Here is a 15,163-nt window from a genome sequence, read left to right on the forward strand (position 1 = left end):
GTCATGGACTCTTTTATACTTTTTAAGGGGCAATTGTGAAACTGGATGAAATCGCCAGGCTCGCCGGCGTGTCGCGAACGACGGCAAGCTATGTGATTAACGGTAAAGCGAAGCAGTATCGGGTCAGCGACAAGACCGTTGAAAAAGTCATGGCCGTGGTGCGTGAACATAACTACCACCCGAATGCTGTCGCGGCAGGTTTACGCGCCGGGCGCACCCGTTCGATCGGCCTGGTGATCCCGGATCTGGAAAACACCAGTTACACCCGGATCGCAAACTATCTTGAGCGCCAGGCGCGCCAGCGCGGCTATCAACTGTTGATCGCCTGCTCGGAAGATCAGCCCGATAACGAAATGCGCTGCATTGAGCATCTGCTGCAGCGTCAGGTCGATGCCATTATCGTTTCAACCTCGTTACCGCCGGAACATCCGTTTTACCAGCGCTGGGCGAATGATTCGTTTCCTATTGTCGCCCTCGACCGCGCCTTAGATCGCGAGCATTTTACAAGCGTCGTGGGTGCCGATCAGGATGATGCCGAGATGCTGGCGGCGGAGCTGCGAACCTTCCCGGCGGAAAATGTTCTCTATCTGGGGGCGTTGCCTGAACTCTCCGTGAGCTTCCTGCGAGAGCAGGGTTTCCGCACTGCCTGGAAAGACGATCCGCGTAAAGTGGATTTCCTCTATGCCAACAGCTACGAGCGTGAAGCCTCGGCGCAGCTGTTTGAGAAGTGGCTGGAAACCCATCCGATGCCGCAGGCGCTGTTCACGACCTCTTTTGCGCTGCTGCAAGGGGTCATGGACGTCACGTTGCGCCGCGAAGGCAAGCTGCCTTCGGATCTGGCGATTGCGACATTTGGCGATCACGAACTGCTCGATTTCCTGCAGTGTCCGGTGCTGGCTGTTGCTCAGCGTCATCGCGACGTGGCGGAAAGAGTGCTGGAGATTGTGCTGGCGAGCCTCGATGAGCCGCGCAAGCCGAAACCAGGGCTAACGCGCATTCGCCGCAACCTCTATCGTCGCGGCATATTAAGCCGTACGTAAGCGTGGCAGGGCAGTGAAAACTGCCCTGAATTTATTGCAATTCATCCGTTCCGTAATCCCTTATTCTTTTTAAGATAATTCTCTAAAAAACATCGCCTGCTACGCTTTTAATTTCTGTTAGCTATTTAAAATGGCATCTCATGTTTATTTAATTGCCAGTGATGACATTAATTGTATTATTTTGTTACACAACCGATCCCTGTTGCTGAATTATCAGCCATTTTTTCCCTTGCGTTGTCTCTCTCTTCGTTTACGCGCCGCCGGCACGGCGGCTGCGTTGAATCTGGCGCTGTTATCCCCTGACAATATGGCTTAAAATGCCGCCCGCGTCGCAAACTGACACTTTATATTTCGTTGCGATGAGATGAGTGATTTTTAACGCTGGTATGCATATTCGAGTTTTTTCTCACAAATATTCATCACGTTAATTTTGCCTCGCCAGTTGTGCGGTTAATAGCCTGATTAACTTCCGTTCGTAAATCAGTAACATTTAGACTGATGTGGCGGAAGTCCTGGCTTGACAAGCTTTTCCATCGCTCCGTAAACTCCCTTTAGTGGGAATTTGTGGGTAAAAGTGGTGAGGAGGGGTGAGACTGGCATGTTCCGTGGAGCGACGTTAGTCAATCTCGACAGCAAAGGGCGTTTATCGGTTCCAACACGATATCGCGACCAGCTGAACGAGAGCGCTTCTGGTCAAATGGTCTGCACCATTGACATCAACCACGCCTGCCTGCTGCTTTACCCCTTGCCTGAATGGGAAATCATTGAGCAAAAGCTGTCTCGACTGTCGAGCATGAACCCGCAGGAACGCCGCGTGCAGCGGCTGTTATTGGGTCATGCCAGTGAATGTCAGATGGACAGCGCGGGGCGTCTGTTGATTGCGCCTGTGCTGCGGCAACATGCCGGTCTGACAAAAGAAGTGATGCTGGTCGGACAGTTCAATAAATTTGAACTGTGGGATGAAACGGCCTGGTATCAACGGGTCAAGGAAGATATCGACGCAGAGCAGTCTGATTCCGCAACATTGTCGGAACGATTGCAGGATTTGTCTCTATAAATATGATGGAAAATTATAAACATACGACGGTGCTACTGGATGAGGCCGTCAATGGCCTGAATATTCGTCCTGATGGCATCTATATTGATGGCACTTTTGGCCGGGGTGGTCATTCACGTTTGATCCTCTCCCAACTGGGAGCGGAAGGCCGTTTGCTGGCAATCGATCGCGATCCACAGGCGATTGAGGTGGCAAAAACCATCGATGATCCACGCTTTTCCATCGTTCATGGTCCTTTCTCAGCGCTGGCTGATTACGTCAGCGAGCGCGGTTTAACCGGCAAGATCGACGGCATTCTTCTCGATCTTGGCGTCTCCTCACCGCAGCTTGACGATGCTGAACGCGGCTTCTCCTTTATGCGCGATGGTCCGCTGGACATGCGTATGGATCCCACCCGCGGCCAGTCCGCCGCCGAGTGGCTGCAAACCGCCGATGAAGCCGATATCGCCTGGGTGATCAAAACCTTTGGCGAAGAGCGTTTTGGCAAGCGTATTGCCCGCGCCATCGTTGAGCGCAACCGCGTTGAGCCGATGACCCGCACCAAAGAGCTGGCGGAGGTGATCGCGGCGGCCACTCCGGTGAAGGACAAGTATAAGCATCCTGCCACCCGTACCTTCCAGGCGGTTCGCATCTGGGTTAACAGCGAGCTGGACGAGATCGAGCAGGCGCTGAAGAGTTCGCTCGGCGTGCTCGCCCCTGGCGGTCGTCTGTCCATTATCAGCTTCCACTCGCTGGAAGATCGCATTGTGAAGCGCTTTATGCGCGAGCAAAGCCGCGGCCCGCAGGTTCCGGTCGGGTTACCGATGACGGAAGAGCAGCTTAAAAAGCTGGGTGGTCGTCAGCTGCGCGCATTGGGCAAATTAATGCCAGGCGAAGCAGAAGTGGAAGAGAACCCACGCGCCCGTAGTTCAGTGTTGCGTATTGCAGAAAGGACCAACGCATGATTGGCAAGGTGGCAGATACCTTAAGCAAGGTTAAAGGGACGCTAAGCAGCAACGAGCGTCATGCTTTACCTGGCGTCATCTGGGACGATCTGTTGCGTTTCGGCAAGCTGCCACTGTGCCTGTTTATTTGCATCATTGTGTCGGCGGTCACCGTCGTGACCACCGCTCACCATACCCGTTTATTAACGGCGCAGCGCGAACAGCTGGTGCTGGAGCGTGATGCGCTGGATATCGAGTGGCGAAATCTGATCCTCGAAGAAAATGCGCTCGGCGATCACAGCCGGGTTGAACGGATCGCAACGGAAAAGCTGCAGATGCAGCATGTTGATCCTTCTCAGGAAAATATCGTAGTACAAAAATAAGGAAAAACGCGACGCATGAAATCCGCGGCGAAGGCGCTAAAACCAAAACGTCAGGAAGAACAGGCCAGCTTTATCAGCTGGCGTTTTGCGTTGCTGTGCGGCTGCATTTTACTGGCGCTGGGTTTCCTGCTGGGCCGCGTGGCGTGGCTGCAGATCATAGCGCCTGACATGCTGGTGCGTCAGGGTGATATGCGCTCTCTTCGCGTTCAGGAAGTCTCGACGTCGCGTGGTTTGATCACCGATCGCTCGGGGCGTCCGCTGGCGGTCAGCGTGCCGGTAAAAGCGATCTGGGCGGATCCTAAAGAGCTGCATGATGCTGGCGGGATCTCGCTGGATAACCGCTGGAAAGCGCTGTCAGACGCGCTGAAAATGCCGCTCGATCAGCTGGCGGCGCGCGTTAATGCCAACCCGAAAGGGCGCTTTATCTATCTGGCGCGTCAGGTTAACCCTGATATGGCCGATTACATCAAAAAACTGAAGCTGCCCGGCATTCACCTTCGTGAAGAGTCGCGTCGCTACTACCCGTCCGGGGAAGTGACTGCCCACCTGATCGGCTTCACCAACGTTGACAGCCAGGGTATCGAAGGCGTTGAGAAGAGCTTTGATAAATGGCTGACCGGCCAACCGGGCGAGCGCGTGGTGCGTAAAGATCGCTATGGCCGCGTGATTGAAGATATCTCTTCCACGGATAGCCAGGCGGCGCACAACCTTGCGCTGAGTATTGACGAGCGTTTACAGGCGCTGGTCTACCGGGAACTGAACAACGCCGTGGCCTTTAACAAAGCGGAATCCGGTAGTGCGGTACTGGTGGATGTCAGCACCGGTGAAGTCCTGGCGATGGCCAACAGCCCGTCCTACAACCCGAACAACTTTACCGGCACGGCCAAAGATGCCATGCGTAACCGCGCCATCACTGACGTCTTCGAGCCGGGTTCAACGGTAAAACCGATGGTAGTGATGACGGCCCTGCAGCGCGGCATCGTCAATGAAAATACCGTGCTCAATACCATTCCTTACCGAATTAACGGTCACGAAATCAAAGACGTGGCGCGTTACAGCGAATTGACCCTCACCGGGGTTTTACAGAAGTCGAGTAACGTCGGCGTTTCCAAGCTGGCGTTAGCGATGCCGTCCTCAGCGTTGGTAGAAACTTACTCACGTTTTGGGCTGGGAAAAGCGACCAATTTGGGGTTGGTCGGAGAACGCAGTGGCTTATATCCTCAAAAACAACGGTGGTCTGACATAGAGAGGGCCACCTTCTCTTTCGGCTACGGGCTAATGGTAACGCCGTTACAGTTGGCGCGTGTCTATGCAACGATTGGCAGCTATGGCGTCTATCGCCCGCTCTCAATTACCAAAGTTGATCCCCCGGTGCCCGGTGAGCGTATCTTCCCGGAATCGATCGTCCGTACCGTCGTTCACATGATGGAAAGCGTTGCGCTGCCTGGCGGCGGCGGCGTGAAGGCGGCGATCAAAGGTTATCGTATTGCGATCAAAACCGGTACGGCGAAAAAAGTGGGGCCAGATGGCCGCTACATCAATAAATACATTGCATACACTGCAGGCGTTGCGCCTGCGAGTAATCCGCGTTTTGCGCTGGTGGTGGTCATCAACGATCCACAGGCGGGTAAATACTACGGTGGCGCCGTTTCCGCGCCGGTCTTCGGTGCCATCATGGGCGGCGTACTGCGCACCATGAACATCGAGCCGGATGCGCTGGCAACGGGCGAGAAAAGTGAATTTGTGATTAATCAAGGCGAGGGAACAGGTGGCAGATCGTAATTTGCGCGACCTTCTTGCTCCGTGGGTATCTGGTTTACCTGCGCGAGTACTGCGAGAGATGGTACTCGACAGCCGTTTGGCGGCGTCGGGCGATCTTTTTGTGGCAGTAGTGGGTCATCAGGCGGACGGGCGTCGGTATATCCCGCAGGCGATAGCGCAAGGTGTAGCTGCCATTATTGCTGAGGCAAAAGATGAGGCCACTGACGGTGAAATCCGTGAAATGCACGGCGTGCCGGTCATCTATCTCAGCCAGTTGAATGAACGTCTCTCTGCGCTGGCGGGACGTTTTTATAACGAACCCTCTGACCGGCTGCGTCTGGTTGGCGTGACCGGAACGAACGGTAAAACCACGACCACACAGCTGATGGCACAGTGGGCGCAGCTGCTGGGTGAAACCAGTGCGGTGATGGGGACCGTGGGCAACGGCCTGCTGGGCAAAGTTAACCCAACGGAAAACACAACCGGCTCTGCCGTCGACGTACAGCATGTGCTGGCCGGTCTGGCAGGGCAGGGCGCGACCTTTGCGGCAATGGAGGTCTCCTCCCACGGGCTGGTACAGCACCGTGTTGCGGCGCTGAAATTTGCTGCCTCCGTGTTTACCAACCTGAGCCGGGATCATCTCGACTACCATGGCGACATGGAAAACTACGAAGCGGCGAAATGGCAGCTGTATGCCACGCATCACTGCGGTCAGGCGATTATCAACGCCGATGACGAAGTGGGACGCCGCTGGCTGTCTAAGCTGCCGGATGCCGTTGCGGTCTCCATGGCTGACCATATTAACCCGAACTGCCACGGCCGCTGGTTGAAAGCCACCGACGTGAGCTATCACGACAGCGGGGCGATCATCCGCTTTGCCTCCTCATGGGGCGAAGGCGAAATCGAAAGCCGCCTGATGGGGGCCTTCAACGTCAGCAACCTGCTGCTGGCGCTCGCTACCCTGCTGGCGCTCGATTATCCGCTGGCAGACCTGCTCAGCACTTCTGCGCGCCTGCAGCCGGTTTGTGGGCGTATGGAAGTGTTTACTGCTCCTGGCAAACCGACCGTGGTGGTGGATTATGCCCACACGCCGGATGCGCTGGAAAAAGCGCTGGAAGCCGCGCGCCTGCACTGTGCCGGTAAGCTGTGGTGCGTCTTTGGCTGCGGCGGCGATCGCGACAAAGGCAAACGCCCGCTGATGGGCGCCATTGCCGAGCAGTTTGCGGACATCGCGGTGGTAACCGACGATAACCCGCGTACTGAAGAGCCGCGCGCCATCATCAATGACATTCTGGCCGGTATGCTGGATGCGGGACGCGCTCGCGTGGTGGAAGGCCGCGCAGAAGCGGTGACCAACGCCATCATGCAGGCTAACGAGAACGATGTGGTCCTGCTGGCCGGTAAAGGCCACGAAGACTATCAAATTGTCGGCACCAACCGTCTGGATTACTCCGACCGTGTGACCGCGGCGCGTCTGCTGGGAGTGGTGGCATGATTAGCGTAACGCTAAACCAGCTGGCAACAATCCTGGGCGCTGAAGTCAGCGGTGACGATCTGACCATTGAGGCTGTTACCACCGACACGCGCAAAATCACCCCAGGCTGCCTGTTTGTGGCGCTTAAAGGTGAGCGTTTCGATGCCCATGATTTTGCAGAACAGGCGAAAGCCGCCGGTGCTGGCGCACTGCTGGTCAGCCGTAAACTGGATATCGACCTGCCGCAGGCAGTCGTAAAAGACACCCGCCTGGCGTTTGGGAAGCTGGGGGCATGGGTTCGCCAGCAGGTTCCGGCGCGCGTTGTGGCGCTGACCGGCTCCTCCGGTAAAACCTCCGTTAAGGAGATGACCGCCGCCATCCTCTCGCAGTGTGGCAACACGCTTTATACCGCAGGCAATTTGAACAACGACATCGGCGTGCCGATGACGCTGCTGCGCCTGACTCCCGAGCATGAATATGCGGTGATCGAACTGGGTGCTAATCACCAGGGCGAAATCGCCTGGACCGTCGATCTGACCCGTCCGGAAGCGGCGCTGGTGAACAACCTTGCTGCGGCGCACCTCGAAGGTTTCGGCTCCCTCGAAGGCGTGGCGAAAGCGAAAGGCGAGATTTACACCGGCCTGCCGGCAAACGGCATCGCCATCATGAATGCCGATAACAACGACTGGTTGAACTGGAAAAGCGTTATCGGAGATCGCAAAACCTGGCGTTTCTCGCCGAATGCCGCAAACAGTGACTTCACTGCAAACAACATTCATGTGACCTCCCACGGCACCGAATTTACGCTTCAGACCCCAACCGGCAATGTGGATGTGCTGCTGCCCCTGCCGGGTCGCCATAATATCGCCAACGCCCTGGCCGCAAGTTCGCTGGCGATGGCCGTCGGCGCGCCGCTGTCGGCCATCAAAGCCGGGCTGGCAAACCTCAAAGCCGTCCCTGGACGCCTGTTCCCCGTTCAGCTGGCAGAAAACAAACTGCTGCTGGATGACTCCTACAACGCCAACGTTGGTTCTATGACCGCCGCCGTACAGGTGCTGTCTGAGATGCCGGGCTATCGCGTGATGGTGGTCGGGGATATGGCCGAACTGGGTGATGAGAGCGAAGCCTGCCATATCCAGGTGGGTGAGGCGGCGAAAGCCTCCGGTATCGATCGCGTGTTAAGCGCCGGTCACCTCAGCCAGTTTATCAGCCAGGCCAGCGGCGTCGGCGAGCATTTTGCCGATAAAGCGGCGTTGATCGCTCGCCTCAAGGCGCTGGTTGCAGAACAACAAATAGTGACAGTTTTAGTGAAAGGTTCACGCAGTGCCGCCATGGAAGAGGTCGTGCACGCTTTACAGGAGAATGGGACATGTTAGTTTGGCTGGCCGAGCATTTGGTCAAATATTATTCCGGCTTTAACGTCTTTTCCTATCTGACGTTTCGCGCCATCGTCAGCCTGCTGACTGCGCTGTTCATCTCGCTATGGATGGGCCCGCGCATGATTGCCCGTCTGCAAAAACTCTCTTTTGGCCAGGTTGTGCGTAACGACGGCCCGGAATCACACTTCAGCAAACGCGGTACGCCGACCATGGGCGGCATTATGATCCTCACCGCAATTGTGGTGTCGGTATTGCTGTGGGCTTACCCGTCAAACCCGTACGTCTGGTGCGTACTGGTGGTGCTTATCGGGTACGGGATTATCGGTTTCGTCGATGACTATCGCAAAGTGGTGCGCAAAGACACCAAGGGCCTGATCGCCCGCTGGAAGTATTTCTGGATGTCGGTGATTGCGCTGGGCGTGGCATTTGCGCTCTATCTGGCAGGCAAAGATACGCCAGCCACCGAGCTGGTGGTGCCGTTCTTCAAGGACGTGATGCCACAGCTGGGCCTGTTCTACATCCTGCTGGCCTATTTCGTTATTGTCGGTACCGGCAATGCCGTAAACCTGACTGACGGTCTCGACGGCCTGGCGATTATGCCAACGGTCTTCGTCGCGGCGGGCTTTGCGCTGGTGGCGTGGGCGAGCGGTAACATGAACTTCGCCAGCTATCTGCACATTCCGTATCTGCGTCATGCCGGTGAACTGGTGATCGTCTGCACGGCGATCGTCGGCGCAGGATTAGGTTTCCTGTGGTTTAACACCTATCCGGCGCAGGTCTTTATGGGCGATGTGGGTTCGCTGGCACTGGGTGGTGCACTGGGCATTATCGCCGTGCTGCTGCGCCAGGAGTTCCTGCTGGTGATCATGGGCGGTGTGTTCGTGGTTGAGACCCTGTCGGTGATCCTGCAGGTTGGTTCCTTCAAGCTGCGCGGACAGCGCATCTTCCGGATGGCGCCTATCCATCACCACTATGAACTGAAAGGCTGGCCGGAACCGCGCGTCATCGTTCGTTTCTGGATTATTTCGCTGATGCTGGTGCTGATTGGCCTGGCAACGCTGAAGGTACGTTAATCATGGCAGATTACCAGGGTAAAAAAGTCGTTATCATCGGGTTAGGCTTAACCGGCCTCTCCTGCGTGGACTTTTTCCTCGCGCGTGGCGTTACGCCGCGCGTGATGGATACGCGTGTCTCTCCGCCTGGTCTGGATAAATTGCCGGAACAGGTTGAACGCCACCTTGGTGGTCTGAATGAAGCGTGGCTGAACGCCGCCGATCTGATTGTTGCAAGCCCGGGTATCGCCCTGGCGCATCCGGCCCTGAGCGCTGCCGCCGAGGCGGGCGTGGAGATCGTCGGCGATATCGAACTGTTCTGCCGTGAGGCTCAGGCGCCAATCGTTGCCATTACCGGTTCAAACGGTAAAAGCACCGTCACCACGCTGGTCGGTGAGATGGCGAAAGCGGCGGGCATCAATGTGGGCGTCGGCGGCAACATCGGTCTCCCTGCACTGATGCTGCTCGATCCCGCGCGCGAACTCTACATTCTTGAGCTCTCCAGCTTCCAGCTGGAAACTACCTCAAGCCTGCAGGCGGTCGCGGCAACTATCCTCAACGTCACCGAAGACCATATGGATCGCTATCCGTTTGGTCTGCAGCAATATCGCGCTGCCAAGCTGCGCGTCTATGAAAATGCCCGCGTGTGCGTGGTGAACGCCGATGATGCGCTGACCATGCCGGTACGCGGCGCGGATGAGCGCTGCGTGAGCTTTGGTATCAATATGGGCGACTATCACCTGAACCGTCAGCAGGGCGAAACCTGGCTACGGGCAAAGGGTGAGAAGGTGCTGAACGTTAAAGAGATGCACCTGACGGGCCAGCACAACTACACCAACGCCCTTGCCGCGCTGGCGCTGGCGGACGCGGCGGGACTACCGCGCGCTACCAGCCTGAAAGCCCTGACGACCTTTACGGGTCTGGCCCACCGCTTCCAGCTGGCGCTGGATCATAACGGCGTGCGCTGGATCAACGATTCAAAAGCCACCAACGTTGGCAGTACCGAAGCGGCGCTGAATGGCCTGCACGTCGACGGCACCCTGCACCTGCTGCTGGGGGGCGACGGTAAGTCCGCCGATTTCTCTTCGCTGAAACAGTATCTCAGCGGCGACAACGTGCGTCTCTACTGCTTTGGACGTGACGGTGCCGAACTGGCCGCGCTGCGTCCGGACATTGCTGAACAAACCGGGACCATGGAACAGGCGATGCGGCTTATCGCCCCGCGCGTGAAGCCGGGGGATATGGTGCTGCTCTCTCCGGCCTGTGCCAGTCTCGATCAGTTTAAGAATTTCGAACAGCGGGGCGATCTCTTCACCCGCCTGGCGAAGGAGTTAGGCTGATGCGTTTCTCTCTTCCTCGCCCAAAAATGCCGCGCCTGCCGGGATTTGGCATCCTGGTATGGATCTCGTCGGCGTTAAAAGGCTGGGTCATGGGCTCCCGGGATAAAGATTCCGATAGCCTGGTAATGTATGACCGCATGCTGCTCTGGCTCACGCTGGGGCTGGCAGCGATTGGTTTTATTATGGTGACCTCGGCCTCGATGCCCGTCGGGCAGCGTCTGGCGAACGATCCTTTCCTGTTTGCCAAGCGTGACGGGCTGTATATCATCCTGGCGTTCTGTCTGGCCATGGTGACGCTTCGTCTGCCGATGACGTTCTGGCAGCGCCACAGTACCGCGATGCTGATCGCCTCGATCGTCATGCTGCTGATCGTGCTGGTGGTGGGGAGCTCGGTAAACGGGGCATCACGCTGGATTGCCTTCGGTCCGCTGCGTATCCAGCCGGCGGAATTTACCAAGCTGTCGCTGTTCTGCTATCTGGCCAACTACCTGGTGCGTAAGGTTGATGAGGTCCGTAACAACCTGCGCGGCTTTTTAAAACCGATGGGCGTGATCCTGGTGCTGGCGGTTCTGCTGCTGGCCCAGCCTGATCTCGGTACCGTGGTGGTGCTGTTCGTCACCACGCTGGCAATGCTCTTCCTGGCGGGGGCGAAACTGTGGCAGTTCATCGCCATCATCGGGATGGGGATTTCGGCGGTCGTGCTGCTGATCCTCGCCGAGCCGTATCGTATTCGCCGTGTGACCTCTTTCTGGAATCCCTGGGAAGATCCCTTTGGCAGCGGCTACCAGCTGACACAGTCGCTGATGGCGTTTGGCCGCGGTGAAATGTGGGGCCAGGGGCTGGGGAATTCAGTCCAGAAACTGGAGTATTTACCCGAGGCGCATACCGACTTCATCTTCTCCATTATTGGGGAAGAACTGGGTTATATCGGTGTGGTATTGGCGCTATTAATGGTATTCTTCGTCGCTTTCCGTGCGATGTCGATTGGCCGTAAAGCGCTGGTTATCGATCACCGTTTTTCCGGGTTTTTAGCCTGTTCAATCGGGATCTGGTTTAGCTTCCAGGCGCTGGTTAACGTAGGTGCAGCAGCAGGTATGCTGCCGACCAAAGGTCTGACGTTGCCGTTAATCAGTTACGGTGGTTCGAGTCTGTTGATCATGTCGACCGCCATTATGTTCTTGTTGCGCATAGATTATGAAACGCGTCTGGAGAATGCCCAGGCGTTTACACGAGGTTCACGATGAATCAACCGAAGCGGTTAATGGTGATGGCGGGCGGTACCGGCGGACATGTTTTCCCGGGGCTCGCGGTTGCACACCATTTAATGGATCAGGGCTGGCAGGTACGCTGGCTGGGAACCGCAGACCGCATGGAAGCCGATCTGGTGCCAAAACACGGTATTGAGATTGACTTCATTCGTATTTCTGGCCTGCGCGGCAAAGGGATCAAAGCCCTGGCGCTGGCGCCGGTGCGTATTTTCAATGCCTGGCGACAGGCGCGGGCGATCATGAAGCGCTTTAAACCGGACGTAGTGCTGGGGATGGGCGGTTATGTCTCTGGTCCTGGCGGACTGGCGGCGTGGTCGCTGGGGATCCCGGTTGTGCTCCACGAGCAGAACGGTATTGCGGGCCTCACCAATAAATGGCTGGCGAAAATTGCCAGCAAAGTGATGCAGGCATTTCCGGGGGCATTCCCGAAAGCCGACGTGGTGGGTAACCCGGTGCGTGTCGACGTGCTGGCGCTGCCGTTGCCGCAGGAGCGACTCGCAGGGCGTGAAGGGCCGGTGCGGGTGCTGGTGGTAGGCGGATCCCAGGGCGCACGCGTCCTGAATCAGACCCTGCCGCTGGTGGCTGCGAAGCTTAACGGTAGCGTGACAATCTGGCACCAAAGCGGAAAAGGCGCGCAGCAAGCGGTAGAGCAGGCCTATGCCGACGCGGGCCAACCGCAGCACAAAGTGACCGAATTTATCGACGACATGGCGGCGGCATATGCCTGGGCCGATGTCGTCGTTTGCCGCTCCGGCGCCCTGACGGTGAGCGAGATCGCCGCCGCCGGTTTGCCGGCGCTGTTTGTGCCGTTCCAGCACAAAGACCGTCAGCAGTACTGGAACGCGCTGCCGCTTGAAAAAGCCGGTGCAGCCAAAATTTTTGAACAGCCGCAGTTCACCGCCGAGGCGGTCGCCACCACCCTGGCGGGCTGGGATCGGGAGACATTACTGGCGATGGCGCAGCACGCACGTGCGGCGGCGATCCCGGATGCAACGGAGCGGGTGGCGAAAGAAGTGAGCCTGGCAGCCCAGGTTTAACCCTCGCAGCGCGTGTTGCGCTGCACGATTTTTTTGAAGTAGTCGATGGCGTTTAGAGAATGAATACACAACAACTGGCGAAACTGCGTTCAATCGTGCCCGAGATGCGTCGCGTCCGGCACATTCACTTTGTTGGCATCGGCGGCGCCGGTATGGGCGGTATTGCCGAGGTGCTGGCAAATGAAGGCTACCAGATCAGCGGGTCCGATCTGGCGCCGAACCCTGTTACGCAACAGTTGGCGTCGCTGGGTGCGACCATCTATTTTAACCATCGTCCTGAAAACGTGCTTGATGCGAGCGTGGTGGTGGTCTCCAGCGCCATCTCTGCCGATAACCCGGAGATTGTTGCCGCACACGAAGCGCGTATTCCGGTGATCCGCCGCGCAGAGATGCTGGCCGAACTGATGCGTTTTCGTCACGGCATTGCTATTGCCGGCACGCACGGTAAAACCACGACTACGGCGATGGTTTCCAGCATTTATGCTGAAGCGGGCCTCGATCCGACGTTCGTTAACGGCGGCCTGGTAAAAGCCGCGGGCGTTCACGCTCGTCTGGGACACAGCCGCTATTTGATCGCCGAAGCGGATGAAAGTGATGCCTCGTTCCTGCACCTGCAGCCGATGGTTGCGATTGTGACCAACATCGAAGCTGACCACATGGATACCTACCAGGGCGATTTCGAAAATTTAAAGCAAACCTTTATAAACTTTTTGCACAACCTGCCGTTTTATGGACGTGCGGTGATGTGTGTTGACGATCCGGTGATCCGTGAGCTGCTGCCGCGCGTCGGACGTCAGATCACCACCTATGGTTTCAGCGAAGACGCCGATGTCCGTGTGGAAAGTTACAAACAGATTGGTGCGCAGGGGCATTTCACTCTGGCGCGTCAGGACAAAGAGCTGCTGCAGGTGACGCTGAACGCACCAGGACGCCACAATGCCCTGAACGCGGCCGCAGCCGTTGCTGTAGCCACAGAAGAAGGCATTGACGACGAGGCCATCCTGCGCGCGCTGGAAAGCTTCCAGGGAACCGGGCGTCGTTTTGATTTCCTCGGTGAGTTCCCGCTGGAAAACGTTAACGGGAAAAGCGGTACCGCAATGCTGGTGGACGACTACGGACATCACCCGACGGAAGTGGATGCCACGATCAAAGCGGCGCGCGCCGGCTGGCCGGACAAAAATCTGGTTATGCTGTTCCAGCCACACCGTTACACCCGTACGCGTGACTTATATGACGATTTCGCTAATGTGCTGTCTCAGGTTGATACGCTGCTGATGCTGGAAGTGTACGCGGCAGGTGAGGCGGCCATTCCGGGTGCCGACAGCCGTTCGCTGTGCCGTACCATTCGTGGTCGCGGCAAGGTCGATCCGATTCTGGTTTCCGATCATGCCCAGGCGGCGGAGATGCTTGCCCCGGTATTGACCGGCAACGATTTGATTCTGGTGCAGGGGGCAGGAAATATCGGCAAAATCGCCCGCACTCTGGCCGAAATCAAACTTAAGCCGCAAATTTCGGAGGAAGAGCGCCATGGCTGATAAGATTGCGGTCCTCTCTGGCGGCACCTCTGCCGAGCGCGAGGTTTCCCTGAATTCCGGCGCGGCCGTGCTGGCAGGGCTTCGCGAAGGTGGCGTCAATGCGCACCTGGTCGATCCGAAAGAGACCGACGTGACGCGCCTGAAAGCGCTGGGCTTTGATAAAGTTTTTATCGCGCTGCACGGGCGCGGCGGTGAAGACGGCACGCTGCAAGGCCTGCTGGATATCATCGGCCTGCCTTACACCGGCAGCGGCGTGATGGCATCCGCTATCTCCATGGATAAACTGCGCAGCAAACTGCTGTGGCAGGGTGCCGGCTTACCGGTTGCGCCGTGGGTGGCGCTGACGCGTCGTGAATTTGAACAGGGCCTGACAGCCAGCGTTACCGGGCGCATTGCCGCGCTGGGTTTACCGGTGATTGTTAAGCCGAGCCGTGAGGGCTCAAGCGTAGGAATGTCTAAAGTTGATAATTCTGACGATATATCATCAGCATTAGCGCTGGCATTTCAACATGATGAAGAAGTTCTGGTGGAAAAATGGCTCAGCGGGCCGGAATTTACCGTTGCGATGCTTGGTGAAGAAATTTTACCGTCAATTCGTATCCAACCTGCCGGAACCTTCTATGATTATGAGGCGAAGTATCTCTCTGATGAGACGCAATATTTCTGCCCAAGTGGTCTGGATGCCGGGCGTGAAGCTGAAATAAACGCGCTGGTGCTTAAAGCCTGGCATGTTCTTGGCTGCCGGGGCTGGGGAAGAATCGACGTCATGCAGGATAGCGACGGGCAGTTTTATCTGCTGGAAGCCAATACCTCGCCGGGTATGACCAGTCATAGCCTGGTGCCAATGGCGGCTCGTCAGGCGGGGATGAGCTTCTCGCAGCTGGTGGTCCGCATTCTGGATCAGGCGGGCTGAT

General features: G+C 57.2%; 13 protein-coding genes. All 13 read left to right on the forward strand.

Annotation, left to right across the window (positions count from 1 at the left end; genetic code table 11):
• The first annotated feature begins 35 nt into the window (after positions 1 to 35).
• The 13 genes from cra to NB069_RS03535 all read left to right on the forward strand — a co-directional run bounded on the left by cra (position 36) and on the right by NB069_RS03535 (position 15,162).
• Positions 36 to 1,040, forward strand: a complete 1,005-nt coding sequence (cra, locus tag NB069_RS03475; RefSeq protein ID WP_250587800.1) for a catabolite repressor/activator — start codon at positions 36 to 38, stop codon at positions 1,038 to 1,040.
• Positions 1,041 to 1,638: 598 nt separating this feature from the next.
• Complete coding sequence (gene mraZ / locus NB069_RS03480; RefSeq protein WP_103178262.1) at positions 1,639 to 2,097, forward strand: division/cell wall cluster transcriptional repressor MraZ; 459 nt, start codon at positions 1,639 to 1,641, stop codon at positions 2,095 to 2,097.
• A 2-nt stretch (positions 2,098 to 2,099) separates the two neighbouring features.
• Positions 2,100 to 3,041: a 16S rRNA (cytosine(1402)-N(4))-methyltransferase RsmH gene (rsmH, locus tag NB069_RS03485; RefSeq protein ID WP_250587801.1), complete on the forward strand. Its 942-nt coding sequence runs from the start codon at positions 2,100 to 2,102 to the stop codon at positions 3,039 to 3,041.
• Complete coding sequence (gene ftsL, locus NB069_RS03490; RefSeq protein WP_250587802.1) at positions 3,038 to 3,403, forward strand: cell division protein FtsL; 366 nt, start codon at positions 3,038 to 3,040, stop codon at positions 3,401 to 3,403. Before rsmH ends, ftsL begins: the two co-directional genes overlap by 4 nt.
• A 15-nt stretch (positions 3,404 to 3,418) precedes the next feature.
• Positions 3,419 to 5,185: a peptidoglycan glycosyltransferase FtsI gene (locus tag NB069_RS03495; protein WP_250587803.1), complete on the forward strand. Its 1,767-nt coding sequence runs from the start codon at positions 3,419 to 3,421 to the stop codon at positions 5,183 to 5,185.
• The gene (gene murE, locus NB069_RS03500) at positions 5,172 to 6,659 is read left to right on the forward strand and encodes a UDP-N-acetylmuramoyl-L-alanyl-D-glutamate--2,6-diaminopimelate ligase (protein ID WP_250587804.1); all 1,488 of its coding nucleotides are present in this window, start codon (positions 5,172 to 5,174) and stop codon (positions 6,657 to 6,659) included. The genes NB069_RS03495 and murE overlap by 14 nt, the downstream gene beginning before the upstream one ends.
• Positions 6,656 to 8,014 (forward strand): UDP-N-acetylmuramoyl-tripeptide--D-alanyl-D-alanine ligase, encoded by a 1,359-nt coding sequence (gene murF / locus NB069_RS03505; RefSeq protein ID WP_250587805.1) that lies wholly within the window; start codon positions 6,656 to 6,658, stop codon positions 8,012 to 8,014. The genes murE and murF overlap by 4 nt, the downstream gene beginning before the upstream one ends.
• Positions 8,008 to 9,090 (forward strand): phospho-N-acetylmuramoyl-pentapeptide-transferase, encoded by a 1,083-nt coding sequence (mraY, locus tag NB069_RS03510; protein WP_103823246.1) that lies wholly within the window; start codon positions 8,008 to 8,010, stop codon positions 9,088 to 9,090. Before murF ends, mraY begins: the two co-directional genes overlap by 7 nt.
• A 2-nt stretch (positions 9,091 to 9,092) precedes the next feature.
• Positions 9,093 to 10,409 carry a UDP-N-acetylmuramoyl-L-alanine--D-glutamate ligase gene (murD, locus tag NB069_RS03515; RefSeq protein ID WP_250587806.1) on the forward strand — a complete coding sequence of 439 codons (1,317 nt, stop codon included), beginning with the start codon at positions 9,093 to 9,095 and terminating at the stop codon, positions 10,407 to 10,409.
• Positions 10,409 to 11,653: a cell division protein FtsW gene (ftsW, locus tag NB069_RS03520; RefSeq protein ID WP_250587807.1), complete on the forward strand. Its 1,245-nt coding sequence runs from the start codon at positions 10,409 to 10,411 to the stop codon at positions 11,651 to 11,653. The genes murD and ftsW overlap by 1 nt, the downstream gene beginning before the upstream one ends.
• Positions 11,650 to 12,714, forward strand: a complete 1,065-nt coding sequence (murG, locus tag NB069_RS03525) for an undecaprenyldiphospho-muramoylpentapeptide beta-N-acetylglucosaminyltransferase (protein ID WP_250587808.1) — start codon at positions 11,650 to 11,652, stop codon at positions 12,712 to 12,714. Before ftsW ends, murG begins: the two co-directional genes overlap by 4 nt.
• A gap of 59 nt (positions 12,715 to 12,773) precedes the next feature.
• Positions 12,774 to 14,249, forward strand: a complete 1,476-nt coding sequence (gene murC, locus NB069_RS03530; protein ID WP_250587809.1) for a UDP-N-acetylmuramate--L-alanine ligase — start codon at positions 12,774 to 12,776, stop codon at positions 14,247 to 14,249.
• Positions 14,242 to 15,162 (forward strand): D-alanine--D-alanine ligase, encoded by a 921-nt coding sequence (locus tag NB069_RS03535; RefSeq protein WP_250587810.1) that lies wholly within the window; start codon positions 14,242 to 14,244, stop codon positions 15,160 to 15,162. The genes murC and NB069_RS03535 overlap by 8 nt, the downstream gene beginning before the upstream one ends.
• The last annotated feature ends 1 nt before the right edge of the window (position 15,163 follow it).

Source organism: Leclercia adecarboxylata (genome assembly GCF_023639785.1).
Lineage (GTDB): Bacteria > Pseudomonadota > Gammaproteobacteria > Enterobacterales > Enterobacteriaceae > Enterobacter > Enterobacter adecarboxylatus_D.

Bases quoted from the DNA above. Each gene is read 5' to 3' on its own strand.
- NB069_RS03495 (WP_250587803.1), top strand. From the start codon at position 3,419: ATGAAATCCGCGGCGAAGGCGCTAAAACCAAAACGTCAGGAAGAACAG.
- murG (WP_250587808.1), top strand. From the start codon at position 11,650: ATGAATCAACCGAAGCGGTTAATGGTGATGGCGGGCGGTACCGGCGGA.
- ftsW (WP_250587807.1), top strand. From the start codon at position 10,409: ATGCGTTTCTCTCTTCCTCGCCCAAAAATGCCGCGCCTGCCGGGATTT.
- NB069_RS03535 (WP_250587810.1), top strand. From the start codon at position 14,242: ATGGCTGATAAGATTGCGGTCCTCTCTGGCGGCACCTCTGCCGAGCGC.
- murC (WP_250587809.1), top strand. From the start codon at position 12,774: ATGAATACACAACAACTGGCGAAACTGCGTTCAATCGTGCCCGAGATG.
- mraY (WP_103823246.1), top strand. From the start codon at position 8,008: ATGTTAGTTTGGCTGGCCGAGCATTTGGTCAAATATTATTCCGGCTTT.
- mraZ (WP_103178262.1), top strand. From the start codon at position 1,639: ATGTTCCGTGGAGCGACGTTAGTCAATCTCGACAGCAAAGGGCGTTTA.
- murF (WP_250587805.1), top strand. From the start codon at position 6,656: ATGATTAGCGTAACGCTAAACCAGCTGGCAACAATCCTGGGCGCTGAA.
- rsmH (WP_250587801.1), top strand. From the start codon at position 2,100: ATGATGGAAAATTATAAACATACGACGGTGCTACTGGATGAGGCCGTC.
- ftsL (WP_250587802.1), top strand. From the start codon at position 3,038: ATGATTGGCAAGGTGGCAGATACCTTAAGCAAGGTTAAAGGGACGCTA.
- murD (WP_250587806.1), top strand. From the start codon at position 9,093: ATGGCAGATTACCAGGGTAAAAAAGTCGTTATCATCGGGTTAGGCTTA.